Raw genomic sequence first — 19071 nt, forward strand, 5'->3', positions numbered from 1 at the left:
CCACCACCGTATTTTGATTAGTTGTACTATTCGATCTTTAGCTAGATTGTACAACGTTTCGGCGATGCCTTCGAGAGCAATCAGCGGTTAGTTACACAAATTCAAATTCCGCTTATACAGCTGAACTGGAGAAATCGTATCCTTCGAAAAAGGCGTTAGCCTCATCTGGAACTGGAACTCCTCTGGACGCAAGGCATGTTGCTCGGATTGCTTAGGTCCGCAGCTATTGCTACCCAGCCCGTTTTGTCGATAATCGAGATGCAGTGTGACATACTCTCGTTTTACGAGATCTGTCGTGTGCTTTGCTTGCTCCAGATCGTCCGTATCATAGCGAAGTGCGCTAAATTCCAAGGTTGGTTGACCCATCGCGAAAAGTCCAATGCCACGCTGATCCGTGATCGACATCCATTTGACGTCCGTGCGATTGCCATTTTCCTGCGGGAACACGTACGGCGTGTACAGCTCATCCACACTCGCGTGATACACCCCGATACGATTGGCTTCCTTGCTGTCGATATACGCCTCTCCCGGGCCGCGACCATACCACGAGACGCGCTCCATATCTTTGGCGACCAATAGCTTCAAGCCGATTCGCGGCAGCATCGCTGGCGGGGTACCTTTGGGTGTGCCTTGAACCTCTACCTGCACTTCGCCATTTCCGAATACGGTATACGTGTAGCAGCATGCAAAACCCCAGTCGTATACAGGCGGAGCAATCCGCACATCGCAGGTAATAACCACACGATCTTCTCGCTCCTGCTGGATGCTTACATGCTCCACCCGGTTTTGCAAACGATCGAGGTACACCTTGCGCCACTCTTCTACTACGTACATGTCATTGTCAATCGGAGCACGCCAAAACGTGAGGCGAGGTCCTGCCACCAACAGCTCCTTGCCTGCAAACACCCAGCTCGTCGGCACCCCGCTCACCTTGTCAAAAACGAACTGAAAATTTGCTCCTGTAAGGGTCACGTCCGTTTTCGTTTCATTCGTATCTACTCTGCCGAACACAGGCTGATAAGAAACGACCGTAACCTGTTGGGCAGCGGTCATTGGCAAGGCAAATTGTGCCCAAGCCAGCTCATGTCCAGCCTGTACCCAGCTCTCATCTTGGTCCAGCACAAAGGATAGCGTCAGCCAGTAGTCGGTTCGATCCTGCACCTGCTTAGGCAAGGTATACGGAACAGCTACATTGGTACGACTTCCTGCTTCTGTATGTGGCAGAGACAGTGTTCCGCTCTGCACCACTTGTCCGTCTGCTGTCACACTCCAGACCATTCTCACGTGCGCAAGCGTACGGAAATCATAGCGATTCGTAATGGTGACAATCCCGCTTTCTAGATCAGTGGCTTCTACGACGATCGGCTCAATCACTTTTTTGTATTCGAGTAATCCAGGGGATGGGGTTCGATCCGGACGAATCAGTCCATCGATGACGAAATTGCCATTCGTCGGGTAATCCCCGAAGTCGCCTCCGTAGGCATAATACTCTCGCCCATCCGGCGTATACTGGCGCAAGCCGTGATCAATCCATTCCCACACAAAGCCTCCCTGCAAGCGTTGATATTTGTCAAACACATTGGCGTAGTCGCGCAAGCCACCGGGTCCATTTCCCATGGCATGAGCATACTCGCACATGATATGCGGCTTTTGCAAATGCTCATTTTCACCGTGCTGGATCATTTTTTCAACCGAGGAGTACATGGTGGAAAATACGTCGCACACTTCTGCTTCGCGATCCTCCTCGTAGTGGATGAGACGAGTCGGGTCCGCTTGTCGGCACCAAGCGGCCATTGCCCGGAAATTGCAGCCGAAGCCGGATTCGTTGCCAAGCGACCACATGATGATCGACGGATGGTTTTTGTCCCGCTCAACCATGCGCTCCATGCGCTCCACGTATGTCTGCTCCCACTCTGGATCATCGCTCAGCTGACTGATGTTGCCGGTTAACTGGAAGCCATGTGTCTCCAAATCGGTTTCGTCCATGACATACAATCCGTACTGGTCGCACAAATCGTAAAAACGCGGATCATTCGGATAATGCGCGGTACGAACGGCGTTGATGTTGTGACGCTTCATCATGAGCACATCTTCACGCATCGTTTCATACGGGACAGCACGCCCGAGATCGGGATGATGATCATGGCGATTCACGCCGTTCAGGCGAATCGCTACACCGTTCACGTAGAAGTTGTTTCCTTTTACTTCGATCCGTCGGAAGCCCACGCGAATCGGGATGATTTCTGTCTTTTCGCCCGACTCCTGCTCAATCGCAAGCAGCAGGTGATACAGGTTCGGCTCCTCCGCCGACCATTTTTTCGGCTCTTGCACGGGAATCTCCAAGGTCACGACCTTTTCCTGTCCGGCTGCCAGCTCGCCTGCCTCGGTGTTAGTTAGCGAAGCGATCAGCGTGCAGGATTGATCCAGCAGCTTTGCGGTCACACTCACCCCGTCATAGGCAGCTGCGGAACTGTTTTCTACATGGACACGTACGCGCAGCACACCATGGCGGAAATCCTCATCCAGATCAGTCACAACTGCCAGATCGCGTACATGCAGCTTCGGTCTGGCAATCAGGGAAACATCCCGAAAAATTCCGCTCAAGTACCACATATCCTGATCCTCTACATACGTACCGTCCGACCATTGGTACACTTGAACAGCCAGGCGATTCCTGCCTTCCTGCAACAGCGCCGTCACATCAAACTCAGATGGCAAGCGGCTTCCTTGGCTATAGCCGACTTCCTTTCCGTTCAGCCACACATGAAAAGCGCTGTCGACCCCTTCAAACCGCAGGATCACCTGCTGATCTTTCCACCCAGACGCTACGGTAAACTCTCGCAAATAGCAGCCTGTCGGGTTATCTGACGGGACATGCGGCGGATCGACTGGAAACGGATAGTACAAGTCCGTGTAATGCGGTTTCCCGTACCCTTGGAGCTGCCAATGCCCCGGCACCTGAATTCGCGCCCACTCCGTCGCATCGTAATCGGCGGCAAAAAAGTTTTCCGGCATACGCAGTGGTGATTCTGCGTAAGCAAACTGCCAATGCCCATTCAACAATTGAAACCACGGTGTCGCGCCTCTTTCATACGTCCGTGCTCCCGATTCTTCCGGGTAAGACAAAAAGTAAGCCCGCGCCGCCAAGCGGTTTCGCTCTAGCAGCTGATGATTTGCCCAGTCATACCGTTGATGCATCGATGTACACTCCTCTTTTTACAATTTCACGGTTCCTTGTTCCCTGTTCGTTGCTTGCAGGGCCAAGGCGCCAGCACCGAGCATTCCTGCATCTGCACCGAGCTCGGCCAAGACGATCTTTGTCTGTTGGTGTACGACATCCATGGCGTACTTTTGTACACTCGCTTGAACCGGGGCCAGTAAAATCTCCCCAGCCCGGCAGACGCCACCGCCGATCACTACCAGTTGTGGGTTGCACACGTTCACCAACACAGACAGAGCCCAGCCCGTTACTTCACACGCTTCGTTCCATGCGCAGGTGGCTACGGCATCACCTTGTTCCACTGCCGTAGCCACCTGCTCAGCCGTAATCCGCTCAAGCTGCCCATCGCACAAAGTAAACAGAGGAGAGGTTTTTGCTTGCCGCGGATTTGCATCGAGCTCCTTGTCCAAGCGTTCACGGGCCAATCTGGCAATACCTGTAGCAGATGCGACCGTCTCCACACAACCGAGCTTGCCGCAATTGCATGGAGCAGTAAGCCCTGGATAACGCACATGACCAATCTCTCCCGCGAATCCGTGACTGCCCCGAACCAGCTTGCCTCCGTTTACAATCCCTGCCCCCACCCCTGTACCAAGCGGCACAAAAATGAGGTGACTTACCTTCCGACCCGCACCGAATGTGGCTTCTCCGAGCGCAGCTGTCCGTAAATCGTTTTCAAAAAAAAGCGGCAGCTCCACCAGCTTCGCGAGCGGTGTCCGCAAGTCTGCCTGATGTAATTGAAAGTTGGGCGAGTGAACCGATATCCCATTTTCCGCATCAAAAGGACCAGGAAATCCGATCCCTACTGACTCTATGGGAACGGGTGATTGATCCCGCAGTTCTTTAATCAAGGCAGCCATTCGCTCGATCAAGATGGGCAAGTTGTTATGGACTTTGGTCTCCTTGGCAGCCCGGAGGAGAATTCGCCCATTCTCGTCCATGACCGCCCCTTTCATTGTCGTACCACCGACATCGAGGCCAATTACATGGCGCATGCTACTCCTCCCTTCTAAACCAGCTATTTTACTCGACTCGCTCCACATGCATCGGTTGACTTCTCAACCTCTGCACATCGTCGGGCGCGATCATACCCGCTCCAAACGACCGTGTATTCGCGGCGCCGCATGCCATCCCCAGCCAAATTGCATCTGGCCAAGCCAAGCCTCGCAGCCTTCCGACAAGGACACCCGCAAGCATGGAATCACCGCAACCCACTGTATTTTTCACTTCGGCATCTGCTAACGGGATCGCGGAAATACGCCACGTCTCCTTTCCATCGCCAAACCACGCGCCCTCCTCCCCTAACGAGAGAAGGACTCGCTGAGCACCGCGCTCACGTAGCTCTCGTATCGCTCTGCATCGTGCCTCCTCGCTATCCAGCGAAAATCCGAGAATCGCTTCCGCTTCCGGTCGATTGGGCTTGATGAGCGCGGGTGTTGCTTTTAATCCTTCCAGCAGGCCCGAACCGCTCGTATCGAGCACGCATGCGGTTCCTTTCCCGGCGATGCTTCGGATGAGCGCAGCATATGTTTCCGCTGGAACGCCACCTGGCAAGCTTCCGGAAAAAACCATGTACTGTGCGTGGTCCGCAAGCTCGATCAAACGCGTTTGCAAGCGAATGATCTCCTCTTCACTGGGTTCAGGTCCCTGCTCAAGCACTTCTGTCACTGTTTTTTCCTGTTCATCGAGAAAAGCGAGACACAATCGGGATTCTCCGCCCGTTTCGATAAAGGAGGACGTAATCCCCTCACTTTTGCAGCCTTCCTCGATGAACCTCCCGTTGTGACCGGCGACAAAACCGCTTGCGACAACATCCTGTCCCAATGCTTTTGCTACACGCGCTACATTTATCCCTTTTCCTCCGGGCAAGCTCAGTACATCAGCCGTGCGATGCAGCTCCCCAGAACGAAAATGTGAGAGGCGATACGTCTTATCGATGGCCGCGTTCAGTGTTACCGTTACGAGCATGCTATCTCACCTGCACAGTAACGAGCGGCTGCCCCATTTTTTGTTTGAACAAATTGATCACTTCTACCGGGGTTGGATCGACGCCGCGAATTAGAGCAGCGTACAGCGATACGAAGTCAGCCAAGTACACAATCGAAAACAAGCGAGCCATTCGGGACACGCCGTGGGAATGAACTACCCTTACCCCACCAGCGCGCTCACGCAAAATGTCAGCACTGATTTCTACACGTTGGGTCGTCTTCTCGCTGTCCTCCTGATCGCGAATGAGTGTAAAATGAACGCCCTTCAGCAGCGCGGACGGCGAATCCCACCCCACAGCCTCGTCGTGGTGAAGGCTCGGTATGGCGTTCCAAAATGCCATCAGCTTGCTGTTTTCCCCGAGCTGGTTTTTCCAACGCCATGCAGGAGCATCGAAAAACGGTAGCGTTCCGTACACGACAGGTATCAGTCCATCCATCTCGATGGCGATTTGTTTGGCTGCATTTTTCTCGATCGGAGAATCGGTTCCGTAGATGTGCTTCCACTCCTCGAACAGGGTAATCGTCTCCTCTACCTCCGCACGCTTGTCGGAAATCAGCCCGAGCTTCGTCAGGATGGCGAGAATCGGCAAGAAAATGTAGCCCAATACGATTCGCGGCATCATTCCACCTGGAACGAGCAAGCACGCATGATTGTGTTCACGAGCCATCTCCAATACTTTTCCGCCCGCCGTAATGACGGCGATCTGTGCTCCTTTGGCAATAGCCGCTTCGTAGCCACTGACGACTTCTTCTGTATTGCCGGAGTGGCTAACGACAATGACAAGCGTTTTCGCATCCACAAAAGCCGGAATGGTGTAGCCTTGATTTAACTGAAGTGGCACTTGCAGCTCGTCAAACAAATACGACTTGATCAAATTGACGCTCGCAGCCGAACCGCCACCAGTGCCAAGCACGACAATATTTTTGATTTTAACAGAAATATTCGATACATCTAAATCATCAGATAATTTTAAGCCTGTTTTAAACTGTTCATCGTAGCTTTCCGTATCTTGCAGGGCAGAAATCGTGTCCAGTTCGCGCAACGCTTTGGCATCATCGAGGTTTATACGCATGTAAAATCGTCCCTTCCTGTCTTTTTTTCGTTAACGTACATTCGCTTTTCCGATACAACCACACATCTCCATCTTGGCGAGCGCGACTTCTTTGACCGCCTGCTTGGCCTGCTTCATATAGGTGCGCGGGTCGTTTTCCTGCGGGTTGTTGTCAAAAACGCCCTTGATCGCTTGCGAAAACGCGATACGCAGCTCTGTCGCTACGTTCATTTTTGCCATGCCGAGCTGAACCGCCCGCTTCACCTGCTCCTCGGGAATTCCCGAGCCGCCGTGCAACACGAGTGGTACAGAAACACGACGGGCAATCTCCTCGATGCGAGCAAAATCAATGCGCGGCTCCCCCTTGTAAATCCCGTGAGCCGTACCAATCGCCGGTGCCAACGTATTCACGCCAGTCAACTCGATAAATCTCTCGCACTCGATCGGGTCAGCCAGTGCAGCATCTGCATCATCGACGACAAGATCGTCCTCCACACCCCCGACCTTGCCGAGCTCTGCCTCCACATTGACACCGCGCTCCCGAGCCAGCTCCACTACACGCCGCGTCATCTCCACATTTTCCGCAAAAGGATGCATCGATGCATCAATCATGACCGATGTGTAACCCGCTTCGATACATCGCATAATCAGTTCCTCTTCATGACAATGATCCAAATGCAGGGCAATCGGCACCCGGGCCTCCTCTGAGGCTACCCGGGCAATTGCTGCTACATACTCCGGTCCGAGATGCCGGACCGTACCGACTGTAGTCTGTAAAATGAGCGGTGCGTTTGCTTCGCAAGCCGCCTCCACTACTGCTTGGAGCATTTCCATCGTGTGTACGTTGAATGCCCCCACACAATATCCTTGCTCCCTTGCTGTGCGCAGCATCTGTGTCGATGATACCAACGCCATATCGATCCCTCCGCTTCCTTTCTGATCTGGTAGTTACCTGCTCACAACCTGCAAGCTCGCCAGCTCCAGGTTGATGCCCAGCTCCGCATACTTACTGACAAGATGCTGTGCCGCCGCATCCGTAATAATCCGATCGACATCGGACACCCCGGCGAATTTTGCCAAATGCGTCTCTCCGAACTTGCTATGGTCAGCGAGCACATAGACTTTTCTGGCGCGTTCCATCATGACTTGGTTAATTTGCGCTTCGGCCAGATTGAGCGTCGTCAGTCCATTTTCCGGATGAATTCCATCTGCTCCGATAAAGCATTTGAATACAGAAAGTCCTCGCAAATTGTCCGCTGCGACAGAACCAACGAGCGCAAAGGATTTGTGGCGCATCTCTCCACCGATCAAGATGACGTGATGCTTACCTTGACTGTTCAGCTCCATCGCGATGTTGACCGCATTCGTCACGACCGTCAGATCATTCAGGCCGCGCAGCAGCTTGGCGAGCTCCATCATCGTGGTCCCTGCCCCGAGAATAACCGTGTCCCCCGGCTGTATGTGCGATAGCGCCTGATGGGCAATCGCTTGCTTTTCTTCACTTCTCTCTTCCAGCTTCTCTGTAAAACTGCGCTCCAATGGCAAGAAATTCGTAATCGTCGCGCCTCCATGAATGCGCGTCAGCAGACCATCGTTTTCGAGCTTGATCAAATCTTTTCGGATCGTTACTTCCGACACATCCAGCGCCAGACTCAATTGGCTGACGGTTACGCTCTGTTCTGCTTTCAATTGTTCGAGGATTTTGTTGTGCCGTTCGGCTGCCAGCATATGACTTCACTTCCTTACGATATTAAAATATATAGTTTCGTTTTATTTCTAATTACCTTTCGTTTACTTTCATTTCGATCTTAGCATTGTAGAAAAACGAATGTCAAACAACTTATGAAATTTTCCAAAAATAAAACCAACCTGCTCTGGTTCTCGACCAAAACAGGCTGGTTGGTTGGTTGCCTCTTTACCCGATATCTCGACTTTCCAGCATGAGATCAATAAACTTCTTATGCGCACGTGAAAGCCATTTGTTTTTATGGTAGGCAATTTGCGCATAGAACAACAGCTCTTCCTCGCACGCTATCATTTTCACTTTTTGCTCATTCAACAAGGCTTCGACGCTAATATACGGCATCAAGCTCACGCCTAGCCCGTTCGCCACACTCTGCTTGATCGCTTCCATACTGGAGAATTCCAGGTGATGCTTCGGCTTGATCTCCCTTTTTTCCAAGAAGCGTAGGAAAAACCGCCGCAGAGCACAATGCTCTCCGCTGAAAATCATACATTCCTCGCCAGCATCCTCTATTTTTTCAAACGAATGATCGCGCCCACCGATAAAAACCAGTCGCTCGGTAGAGAACAGCTCCACGACCAGATTCGGATCATCGAGCTTTGGCTCCAGCGTGATCACGATATCCAATAGACCATCATGCAGCTTTTCCCGCAGTCGACTACAGTCGTCCATTACAAATGAAATATTCACCCCCGGGTAGCTCGCTCTGTACTTGGACAAAATGTCACCCAGCCGATAGATCGTAATCGTCTCCGAGGCACCGATCCGTAACTCACCTTGCAACGATTGCTCATTCGCCGATATATCCTTGATCTTGGCATAGGAAACCAGCAGCTCCTCGACATACGTGTACAGCTCCCGGCCATAGGCGGTTAACTGAATCTTCTTTCCCAGTCGATCAAACAGAGGGACACCCATCTCTTCTTCCAGCTGTTGAATATGGGAGGTAATCGTCGCCTGTGAATATTGCAGCGCTTGTGCCGCCTTCGTAAAGCTGTTGAAATCGACGACTGCCTTAAAGGTTTGAAACTGGCGAATCTCCATCCTCGCTCCCCCTTGCCCGCATGTTTTATTATTAGAAATCCTGAAGATCATCTTCAGAACTTTCATTTTTACTAATAACTAATGATAGCATATGATTCTTGGTAAGTACCGGTACGGCTTGAACGATTCGAACAGGGGAGCTGATTTTCGATGAAAAAAGTGTGCTTGTTATTACCGAATGGCTTTGAGGCAGTAGAGGCTAGCGTATTTACAGACGTAATCGGCTGGAACAAGGAAGAGGGCGACGGAACAACAGAGCTGGTGACGGTGGGCACGCGCAAGGAGTTGAAATGCACGTGGAATTTTACCGTGATCCCCGAAATGGTGATCGACGATGCGGATGTAAATGACTTCGATGCACTGGCACTGCCTGGCGGTTTTGAGCAGGCGGGGTTTTATGAAGATGCTTATCGCGAGGACGTTCTCGCTTTCATACGTGAATTTGAAAAGCAAGGCAAAGTGATCGCCTCCATCTGCGTTGGCGCATTGCCCCTCGGGAAAAGCGGGATTTTGCAAGGACGAAACGCAACGACCTACAACCTGAACAACCAGTTGCGGCAAAAGCAACTAGCTGCGATGGGCGCCAATGTCATCCCTGACCAATCCATCGTCATCGACAACAATATCATCACCTCTTACAATCCATCGACCGCTTTTGATGTGGCATTCACCTTGCTGGAGTCGCTGACATCCCGCGAAAACACCGACCACGTGAAACGCTTGATGGGGTTTCTTGTATAACCGAGTGTGAGAATAAGAACGCTTTATCCATCACACCCTACTGGCAAAAGGAGTGGTGAATCATGGAGAAAAAGCAAGGTTCTGCCGAGCACGAGCCAACAGTAGCGCCAAGCATGTACGGTCATGATCCTTTGGAAGAAAAGGCGACGGAAACAGAAGTGGAAAAAGGGGATTACACAAAGGTAACGCGGCTGTTCCTGGATCGAACGCCGGAAGAGTAAAGACGGGATTTCTCCCGTCTTTTTGTCATCTATAGGATATTCTCGGTTCTCGCCAGCTCAATTGCTTCTTCCCGGTTGCTGACACCGAGCTTCGAGTAAAGAGTGGAACAGTAATTCCGTACCGTTCCCTCCGATAAATATAGTTTGGTGGCAATCGATTTGTAGCGAAGCCCATCCGATAAAAGCTGTAAAATCTCCCTTTCCCGTTTCGTCAATCCATACGGATCATTCGGGCTGTACTTCTCTAATTGCTCACGTTGGCGCTTCATCTCTTCGAATACGCGCGTAGCGATCAACTGATCAAGCCACGTTCCCCCGCTATAGATGAGCTTCAGCGCTTCCATCATCTCTTTTGGACGAGTAGACTTCAGCATATATCCTTCCGCCCCGTGCTCCAACGCTGATGCTGCCTGTACCGAATCCTCGAACGTTGTCATGACCACAATCTTCATGTTCGGCCAGCGTTCTTTCATTTGAAGGATGGCCTCCAGTCCGTTCATCCCTTGCATGTGCACGTCCATTAACACGATATCCGGCTGGTGTCGCTCACACTGTTCTAAAGCTTCTTGCCCATCACTCGCTGTACCCACAACGATAAAGTTGTCCTGCTGGCTTAAAATTTGCTGTAAGCTGTCGGCAATCATCACCTGATCATCAACAATAAGCAGGCGGATACTTCCCTTTCCAGCTTCTGCCTGTATGGGAACATTCCAAATGACAACGGTTCCTTGCCCCGATTGTGAATGAACGGACAGCGTACCTTGCTGTTGCTCAAGCCGTTCTTTTATTCCCTTTAGTCCTAAGCCGAATTCGATGGACTCTAGTCCGTTTCCATTATCTTCAATTTGTAAACGAAGTTGCTGACTTTCGAAATACAGATCAACAGCTATCACACTTGCTTGGCCGTGACGAACCGCATTTGTGAGCGATTCTTGCAGGCAACGATATAGACAAATACTCATTTTTTGCATAACGAGCGTCTCACTGCCGATCACACGGAAGTTGACCGTTACACCTGTTGACTTCATAAAGTCTCCCGTCAGTTCCAGGAACGCCTCACTTAATGACTGGTTGAACCGAGCACGAGCATGAGAAAGCTGATGCAAATGCTTTCTGATATCATCCAGGCTGCCCTGTGCTATGGAGACAAGTTTATCAACTCGTTCGACCTGTGAATCAGGAACCGAGGATCGGAGCGACTCAACGCCAACAATCAGAGAGGTTAGCGAATGGCCAATCGTGTCATGTAACTCATGTGACAGCCGATTACGTTCCTCGATCAGTGTCAGCTCCTCGATTTGCTTAATATGCTGCTCCAATAATCCCTTCTGTTCTTGAATGATACGACCTTGCTTATGAGACTCAATTAATATGCTAAATGCCATCCCAATCGCAAAACCAAAGCTGCAACTAAACATGAATTCGTACGGGGGACGATTGGTAATCAACCCGTTTAAAACCGGAAAAATAATCCCACTAGAGATTCCCGTCCACATATACGTTCGGCGACTACTGGCCACACCAATAATGATTACTAGTAAAACGAAAGGCCAAGTCAATCCAGGCGCTACAAAAGCCACAAATAGATAAGAAAAGCCTGTCATTACGACTTCGACTGCCAGATACCAATCTTCTTTTCTATATTGAACGATCAATGGAATGGCATAAACCAAAAGGGCAATAAGGATGATGACTCCGAACGGAACGGCTATCATTGCCGGATACATAATATCTGCGATGACGATGATGACTAGCCAAATCGTTCGTAAGGCAAAAATCACCCAATTGTACCAGAACCATTTTTTTATGTTGAATAACATTTTTCATGTACTCCTGCTCATTTGAATGGTAAGGAATTTCCCGAATGTTTCTGACTCATCATGCCTCACCAATTCCCGATCCGTCAAGAAAAATGCGCCGTGTCATATAGCCTTTATGACATTCTATCATGCCGTAAATATGATCAGTTAACACGATGTCATATATAGATCGAACGGTATTGTCACTATGTGATTTTACAGCCCTGAGAATAAGGTGGATGTGTAAAGACAACACATTTCAACTTACAGGAGCGATGAGAAATGAAACCATTCCCTATGCAAAAAGGAGCGTCCCTTACGTTATCTGCACTATTAATAGGGACACTAATACTTCCTACTTACGGTTGTGCGGAAGCAAGTGTGGATCAGGCAATCACGCAACAACAGGAAACGGATCATACAAAAAAACCATCCACCCCGGATCAAGCAGCTCAAAAACATGGGGAAGAAATGAAGAACTTCATTGATGAGAAAGCAAAAAGCGAGGCAATCCCTGGAATAATTGCTGCTGGGTTAAGAGACGGAGAATACTGGTCTTATGCAACGGGTGTAGCCAACCTCGATCATAAAAATCCGATGGAACCAGACTTTACTTTCCGTATTGGCAGTGTCACAAAGGCGTTTGTTGCTACCCTTGTCTTACAGTTGGCTCAGGAGAAAAAGCTGAATCTGGAAGACTCGGTAGAAAAATGGCTCCCAGGTGTGGTAAAGGGTAATGGGTATGATGGCAACAAAGTCACGATTCGTATGTTATTGAACCAAACGAGCGGGATTGCAAGCTATACGAGTACAGACATGCGATACGCTACCTCATTCCCTCAATATACCGTTAATGACCTTGTACGTATGGGATTGGCTAAGCCGCCAGTATTTCAACCAGGGGCAGGCTGGGACTATTCGAATACAAATACCGTACTAGCTGGTCTTGTTATTCAAAAGGTGACAGGAGAAACATACGATGTGCAGATGAAGAAACGGATCCTCGACCCGCTTCACATGACAAATACCTCCTTTAGTGGTAGTAATCCAAAAATCCCGGGCCAGCATGCCACAGGCTATAACATGAATAAGGAAGGTAAACTGTATGATTTCACAGAGTATAATCCTTCATGGGCGAATGCTGCGGGGGAACTGATCTCGACAGGGAAAGATTTGACCACCTTTTTTAGTGCCCTTTTGAGTGGGGAACTATTAAGTGACGAGATGATGAAGCAGATGACAACAGGTGTGGAATCGCCTATTGGCAAATATGGACTCGGACTTTATGAGGTGACACTGCCGAACGGAAAGACCTATTGGGCTCATGGAGGCGGCATACATGGGTTTGAAACGTTAGCGGGTGGTACCTTAGGCGGGAAGGATATTTTGGTGACGAACATCAATGCGGTCGGTCCAGAACCTGTCGTCGCTAATAAAGCCATGTTCGAAAAGGAATTTAGCCGTTGAGTTAAAAAGGAAAAATGATAGAAGGCTTTTGCTTTTGGAAATCCAAGAGCAATAAGCCTTTTTCCTATTCAATTATTATCTATAAATTTATTTATGGTTATGCTTTTAAAACATAATTTGTTTTATCGATAACTCGACCTTAGAATATCAACTGTACCCCAATCAAAAAATACAGGAGGCAATATAGATGGCAAAACAAATCTTGATGGTAGTCACCAATCATACAGACATGCAGGAAGGCAAAAAGACAGGAATCTGGCTGTCCGAGTTTGCGGAGGCTTATCTGGCCTTCGAAAACAAAGGCTTTGAAGTCACCGTAGCAAGTCCATTGGGCGGAGTTGGTCCGATTGACCCTGGCAGCGTGGACGACCAAACACCTCAAGAAATCTTGGACGCCGCCAAGCATCTGGAAAACACCAACAAGCTGGATGACGTAACAGCAGACGGCTTCGAGGCCATTTTCCTTCCTGGTGGTCATGGCACGATGTTTGACCTGCCAGATAACCAAAAGCTCCAGCAATTACTGCGAGATTTTTATGAAGCAGGAAAAATCGTAGCCGCTGTTTGCCACGGTCCTGCCGGGCTCGTGGGTGCGACCTTGTCAAATGGTCAGCCGCTGGTCGCAGGCAAGCGCGTGAATGCTTTCACTGACAGAGAAGAAGTAGCGACAGGCTTGGGGTCCTACCTTCCGTTCCTTTTGGAGAGCAAAATCCGCGATCTCTGTGCCATTTTTGTGGCGGCACCAAACTGGAGCACCCATGTAGAAGTCGACGGCAACCTGATTACTGGGCAAAATCCCCAATCTACACTCGCTGTCACAGAAGCAGTAATAAGCAGATTAGGTGAATAATACACGTGAGGCTGATAGACGAAACACATATCAGCCTTTTCTTTAAACGAAAGGAGGGCTACTTACAGTGGCAACAGAAAATATGACCCGTCACTATGAACAGGCACAGGCTACTCGCAAAGGGTCAACTCTCGCCTTGTACGCTCTGACTCTTGGAGCATTTGCGATCGGGATGACAGAGTTTATCATTATGGGGCTGCTCTCTGAAGTGGCCACCAGTCTGAACGTTTCCATCCCGATGGCTGGATTCCTGATTACCGGATATGCATTGGGTGTCGCTATCGGCGCTCCCATCATCACGATGGCAACACACAGAATGCCGCGCAAAGCACTTTTGCTATTTCTTATGATTCTATTTATCGCGGGAAATGCGTTAGCCGCTCTCGCACCGAACTATACGGTTCTGATGCTGGCTCGCATCCTGGCTGCTCTTACTCACGGATCGTTTTTCGGTGTGGGTTCGGTCATTGCCGCTGAGCTGGTTCCCAAGGAAAAACGCGCGGGTGCCATCGCGATCATGTTTACCGGACTGACACTGGCCAATATTTTGGGTGTACCGATTGGAACATTTCTGGGGCAAGCGTACGGCTGGCGCTCTACCTTCTGGGCGATCACGATTATCGGGATCATTGCATTAATCGGAATCGTTATGCTCGTTCCGAAGGTCACCAGTGCAACAGCTAGTCTGCGGCAAGAGCTCGGCGTGCTCAAACGCCCAGCAGTTCACATCGCGCTTTTGATGACCGTATTCGGATTTGGTGGCGTATTTACTGCGTTTACGTACATTTCGCCAATCCTGGTGGATATCACGGACTTTTCCCCTAGCTCTGTTTCGTACATCCTCGTCCTGTTCGGCGTAGGGATTACGATCGGGAATATTTACGGAGGAAAATTGGCAGACCGCAGGCTGTTTCCTTCCTTGCTCGGGATACTTGTCGCACTGGCGCTCGTTCTCGCCGTGTTCAGCTTTACGGATCAAAATAAGATCCTCACCTTGATAACCGTATTCCTTCTGGGGATTGCTGCATTTGGTACAGTTCCTGGCTTGCAGCTCCACATGCTGAACACAGCCAAGGAAGCACCTACGCTCGCCTCGACACTGAACATCGCGGCCTTCAATCTGGGAAATGCGCTTGGTGCCTATATTGGGGGCGTCGTGATCGATTTTAACTTTGCAGGAGGTCTTTCTGCCGTTCCTTGGGTCGCTTCACTCGTGACGGTCATCGGAATTTTGTTTACGATATGGGGAGCGCAGCACCAGAAACGTCACAGGTAAGAAAGGATAGCCAACATGGTGGACTTTGAATGGTACCGAAGCTTTATCAGCATCTATAAGCATAGCTCTGTATCGGAGGCTGCCAGAACGAGGATGATGACACAGCCAGCCATGAGCCAACATCTGGCCTCCCTTGAAGCAGAGGTTGGGGAGCCATTATTTACACGAGCTCCTCGAAAAATGATTCCTACCGAGAGAGGAAAAGCGCTCTATACACAGGTAGTTCCGCTCATCGAAGCTTTGGAAGAAACCACGCAAACTCTCAAGACGAACGCGGCTACAGCTCTACCCGTTATTCGGATCGGATCGGCGCATGAGTTCTTCCGGGAGAAGCTAGCTCCGCACATCGGAAGCTTCCAAATGCGTGTCATCGCCTATCTCGGTGTCGCTTCGAAGATACTCGAATTCCTGCTGGAGGAAAAAGTAGACCTCATCGTCATGTCGCAAAAGCTTTCCGCGCCAGGCGTCGAATATATTCCGTACATGCAAGAGGAATTTGCTTTGGTGGCACCTCCCGATTTCGGGGAACCAACGTTTGACGACAAGGATTCTTTTGAAGCGTGGTTATGCTCCCAGCCATGGATCAGCTATGATTTGGATTTGCCGATCATCCGCCGTTTTTGGCGCGAGCATTTCCAAAAGCGTCCACAAACGCATCCGACACACGTCGTACCCGATTTGCACGGTGTACTGAAGGCTATTGAGCACGGCGCAGGCATCAGCCTGTTGCCTACGTTCATGCTGGATGACCATTTATCCAGAAACAAAGTAAAGATCATGTACCCGTCCTATACGGTTCATAATGACCTATACTTGGCCTACCAGGTGAAAAACCGGAATCTGCCTCATTTGAAAACATTGATTGAAGCGCTGAAAAAGGCGGTTTAATCTACACTTTCGTCCAAGCTAGAAAACAAGGCTGTCGTCCTTTCCTGGATAACAGCCTTCTTTTTATCTCTTTTCTTCAGACAAACGAAACGCTTGCCTTTTTATCAATTGAGTAGTAAAGTGATAATAAGCTCAGCGAAGGGAGGCAAACTAACATGCGTAATAACACCATCGGCTCATTAATCTGGTTACGCTTGATGCGGTTTACCACCCAAAGCAACCAGCTGTCAAATGAGTTTCTCAAACGCTTCGACTTAACAACAGCGCAATTCGATGTTCTGATGCAAATAAGCGTCTACCAGCCTCTCACCCAGTCGGAGTTAGCTGAGAAGGTAACCGTTACACAGGGTGGTATTTCCCGGATGCTCGTAAGACTTGAAAAAGAGGGCTACATTGTACGCAAGCAGGATTGGAAAACGAAAACGATCAGCCTTACCGAAAAAGGGGAAGCCGTACTGGAACAAGCCTTTCCTGAACAACTAGCGTTTCAGTCGTCATTCTTTGATGAGGTACTAAGTGAAGAAGAACAAAAAACGCTTTACTCCCTAATGACACGCGTCCATAAGCATAGCCAAAAAAAGGAATTACCGCCTGAGTAATTTTTTTTAATCATTCACTTGATTAGTCAAGTTAAACGAGGAGGAACTGCCATGCACACCATTCCAGGCCATCACCATGTATCTATGTTAACCAAACATGCTCCATCGAATAATCACTTTTACCAAAACGTATTGGGACTGCGCAGAGTGAAGAAAACCGTCAACCAAGACGATCCGTCGATGTATCACCTGTTTTATGGAGATTTGACAGGCGGTGCCGGAACAGAGTTGTCGTTTTTTGAAATGCCGATGGTAGGAAAAACCGTACGCGGCACGAACGCGATCACTCGAATCGGACTGCTCGTTCCGTCACTGGAGAGCTTGACCTTTTGGAAAAAGCGCTTCGAGCAACTAAATGTTCACCATGGCGACATTACCAAGTACGCTGGCCGCGATGCCTTACATTTTGAAGACCCGGAAGGCCTGCGTCTGATTTTGATCAATAACAACGGCGAAGGAGTTCCATCGAATTGGGCTCCATGGGACGAATCCGTGGTCGAAGAAAAGCATCGCATCTTGGGAATCGGCACGGTTGAGATTACCGTCCGCTCCTTGGACAAATTAGCCAATCTGTTAACAGATACATTCGGTTATACCGAAGTATCACGCTCAGAACAAGAAGCCATTTATCAATCCGTCCCAGGGAAATCCTTTGGAGAAATTGTCATCAAGCAGGAAGATGGCTCACCTGAAAAACCCGGTCGAGGAAGCGTTCATCACTTGGCGATTCGTGTGAGCAACGATGACGAGCTGCAATACTGGGATGACGCCGTTCGAAATCGCGGTTTCCGCTCAACAGGGATCGTGGATCGCTTCTACTTCAAAAGCTTGTATTTCCGTGAGTCAAACGGCATCTTGTTCGAAATTGCAACAGACGGTCCTGGCTTCACAGCAGATTCAAATGTCGAGGAGCTCGGAAAAGCTTTGGACTTACCTCCATTCCTCGAAGAACGCCGTGCAGAAATTGAAGCGAAATTGACACCGATAGACTAAAAGGAGTGAATCAACATGGAACAATATCGTATCGACGCCAAAAAGGGACTTGAATTCGGCTTATATTCGATTGGCGACCATGTCCCGAATCCACACACAGGCTCCAAGATTTCTCCTGAACAGCGCATCAAGGAATTAATCGAGGCAAGCAAGCTGGCAGATGAAGCAGGACTTGATGTATTCGCTGTCGGCGAAAGCCACCAGACGTATTTTACGACGCAGGCGCATACCGTCATTCTGGGTGCGATCGCACAAGCTACGAAGAACATTAAAATCGCTAGCTCCGCCACTGTATTGAGCACATCCGATCCGGTCCGCGTGTATGAGGATTTTGCTACCTTGGATCTGATCTCCAATGGTCGGGCAGAAATTGTTGCGGGACGCGGTTCCCGAGTAGGAGCATATAGCCTCCTCGGCTACGATGTGCGCGACTATGAGGAATTGTTTGAAGAGAAGATGGACCTTCTTCTCAAGCTAAATAACGAGGATCGCGTGACCTGGGAAGGGCAGTTCCGTGCACCGCTACAAAACGCTACCATCCTGCCTCAGCCTTTACAAGGACGTCTGCCCATCTGGCGTGCAGTAGGAGGACCACCTGCAAGCGCAATTAAAGCCGGTCAAGCTGGCGTGCCTATGATGCTGACCACACTTGGAGGTCCAGCCATCAACTTCAAAGGCTCCGTCGATGCTTACCGAGAGGCTGCGAAGCAAAATGGTTTTGACCCAGCTACCTTGCCAGTAGCAACAACGAGTTTGTTTTATACAGCCGACAAAACTTCGGATGCGCTTCGCGAGTTCTATCCGCATCTAAATGGTGGGTTTATCGCATTGCGTGGCGGTGGCTATCCGAAGCAACAGTTTGCACAATCAGTCGATTATCGTGATGCATTAATGGTAGGCAGCCCTGACGTCATCATCGAAAAAATGCTTTTCCAATACGAAATGTACGGACAACAACGCTTTATGGCACAAATCGATTTCGGCGGTGTACCTGTTGATAAAATCGCGAAAAACATTGAACTGATCGCAACGAAAATCTTGCCAGAAGTGAAAAAGCATACCACCAAATCGTAGTAAAAAGCCTATGAAAATCGTCGTCTTCAGTGACGGTTATCTCAAATTAGAGACACTCGCGAAATCTTCCAAGACGCAGCTCTTCTTCTCACAAGGAAAGAAGATCTGCGTCTTT

Annotated in this window: 17 protein-coding genes; 9 read left to right on the forward strand and 8 right to left on the reverse strand. The window is 49.7% G+C overall.

What is annotated here, in order from left to right; translation table 11 throughout:
* Positions 1 to 87: 87 nt before the first annotated feature.
* From ebgA to BBR47_RS29030, 7 genes are all read right to left on the reverse strand, one after another.
* Positions 88 to 3198 carry a beta-galactosidase subunit alpha gene (ebgA, locus tag BBR47_RS29000; RefSeq protein WP_015893970.1) on the reverse strand — a complete coding sequence of 1037 codons (3111 nt, stop codon included), beginning with the start codon at positions 3196 to 3198 and terminating at the stop codon, positions 88 to 90.
* Between the two features lie 18 nt (positions 3199 to 3216).
* Positions 3217 to 4215 (reverse strand): ROK family protein, encoded by a 999-nt coding sequence (locus BBR47_RS29005; protein ID WP_015893971.1) that lies wholly within the window; start codon positions 4213 to 4215, stop codon positions 3217 to 3219.
* 28 nt (positions 4216 to 4243) lie between these two features.
* Complete coding sequence (locus BBR47_RS29010) at positions 4244 to 5188, reverse strand: 1-phosphofructokinase family hexose kinase (protein ID WP_015893972.1); 945 nt, start codon at positions 5186 to 5188, stop codon at positions 4244 to 4246.
* Between the two features lies 1 nt (position 5189).
* Entirely contained in the window at positions 5190 to 6281 is a 1092-nt protein-coding gene (locus BBR47_RS29015) for a bifunctional phosphoglucose/phosphomannose isomerase (protein WP_015893973.1), read from the reverse strand.
* A gap of 30 nt (positions 6282 to 6311) precedes the next feature.
* Positions 6312 to 7175 carry a class II fructose-1,6-bisphosphate aldolase gene (gene fba / locus BBR47_RS29020; protein WP_015893974.1) on the reverse strand — a complete coding sequence of 288 codons (864 nt, stop codon included), beginning with the start codon at positions 7173 to 7175 and terminating at the stop codon, positions 6312 to 6314.
* 33 nt (positions 7176 to 7208) lie between these two features.
* Complete coding sequence (locus tag BBR47_RS29025) at positions 7209 to 7988, reverse strand: DeoR/GlpR family DNA-binding transcription regulator (RefSeq protein WP_015893975.1); 780 nt, start codon at positions 7986 to 7988, stop codon at positions 7209 to 7211.
* A 187-nt stretch (positions 7989 to 8175) separates the two neighbouring features.
* Entirely contained in the window at positions 8176 to 9048 is an 873-nt protein-coding gene (locus BBR47_RS29030; protein ID WP_015893976.1) for a LysR family transcriptional regulator, read from the reverse strand.
* A 150-nt stretch (positions 9049 to 9198) separates the two neighbouring features.
* Between BBR47_RS29030 and BBR47_RS29035 the strand changes: the two genes are divergently transcribed.
* The gene (locus tag BBR47_RS29035; protein ID WP_015893977.1) at positions 9199 to 9789 is read left to right on the forward strand and encodes a DJ-1/PfpI family protein; all 591 of its coding nucleotides are present in this window, start codon (positions 9199 to 9201) and stop codon (positions 9787 to 9789) included.
* A 62-nt stretch (positions 9790 to 9851) separates the two neighbouring features.
* Positions 9852 to 10010: a hypothetical protein gene (locus tag BBR47_RS31430; RefSeq protein WP_015893978.1), complete on the forward strand. Its 159-nt coding sequence runs from the start codon at positions 9852 to 9854 to the stop codon at positions 10008 to 10010.
* A gap of 29 nt (positions 10011 to 10039) precedes the next feature.
* On the opposite strand, the gene BBR47_RS29040 is transcribed toward BBR47_RS31430, so the two are convergent.
* Positions 10040 to 11830 carry a helix-turn-helix transcriptional regulator gene (locus BBR47_RS29040; RefSeq protein WP_015893979.1) on the reverse strand — a complete coding sequence of 597 codons (1791 nt, stop codon included), beginning with the start codon at positions 11828 to 11830 and terminating at the stop codon, positions 10040 to 10042.
* Positions 11831 to 12091: 261 nt separating this feature from the next.
* Here BBR47_RS29040 and BBR47_RS29045 point away from each other — a divergent pair, with 261 nt between their 5' ends.
* From BBR47_RS29045 to BBR47_RS29075, 7 genes are all read left to right on the forward strand, one after another.
* Positions 12092 to 13276 carry a serine hydrolase domain-containing protein gene (locus BBR47_RS29045; protein WP_015893980.1) on the forward strand — a complete coding sequence of 395 codons (1185 nt, stop codon included), beginning with the start codon at positions 12092 to 12094 and terminating at the stop codon, positions 13274 to 13276.
* Positions 13277 to 13463: 187 nt separating this feature from the next.
* Positions 13464 to 14126 (forward strand): type 1 glutamine amidotransferase domain-containing protein, encoded by a 663-nt coding sequence (locus BBR47_RS29050; RefSeq protein ID WP_015893981.1) that lies wholly within the window; start codon positions 13464 to 13466, stop codon positions 14124 to 14126.
* 67 nt (positions 14127 to 14193) lie between these two features.
* Positions 14194 to 15402, forward strand: coding sequence for an MFS transporter (locus tag BBR47_RS29055; protein WP_041749732.1), 1209 nt, complete (start codon positions 14194 to 14196; stop codon positions 15400 to 15402).
* A 15-nt stretch (positions 15403 to 15417) separates the two neighbouring features.
* Positions 15418 to 16290: a LysR family transcriptional regulator gene (locus BBR47_RS29060; protein ID WP_015893983.1), complete on the forward strand. Its 873-nt coding sequence runs from the start codon at positions 15418 to 15420 to the stop codon at positions 16288 to 16290.
* Between the two features lie 155 nt (positions 16291 to 16445).
* Positions 16446 to 16889: a MarR family winged helix-turn-helix transcriptional regulator gene (locus tag BBR47_RS29065; protein ID WP_015893984.1), complete on the forward strand. Its 444-nt coding sequence runs from the start codon at positions 16446 to 16448 to the stop codon at positions 16887 to 16889.
* Between the two features lie 51 nt (positions 16890 to 16940).
* Positions 16941 to 17882 carry a ring-cleaving dioxygenase gene (locus BBR47_RS29070; protein ID WP_015893985.1) on the forward strand — a complete coding sequence of 314 codons (942 nt, stop codon included), beginning with the start codon at positions 16941 to 16943 and terminating at the stop codon, positions 17880 to 17882.
* A gap of 15 nt (positions 17883 to 17897) precedes the next feature.
* Positions 17898 to 18956 carry an LLM class flavin-dependent oxidoreductase gene (locus tag BBR47_RS29075; protein WP_015893986.1) on the forward strand — a complete coding sequence of 353 codons (1059 nt, stop codon included), beginning with the start codon at positions 17898 to 17900 and terminating at the stop codon, positions 18954 to 18956.
* The last annotated feature ends 115 nt before the right edge of the window (positions 18957 to 19071 follow it).

This window comes from Brevibacillus brevis NBRC 100599, assembly GCF_000010165.1.
Taxonomy (GTDB): Bacteria; Bacillota; Bacilli; order Brevibacillales; family Brevibacillaceae; genus Brevibacillus; species Brevibacillus brevis_D.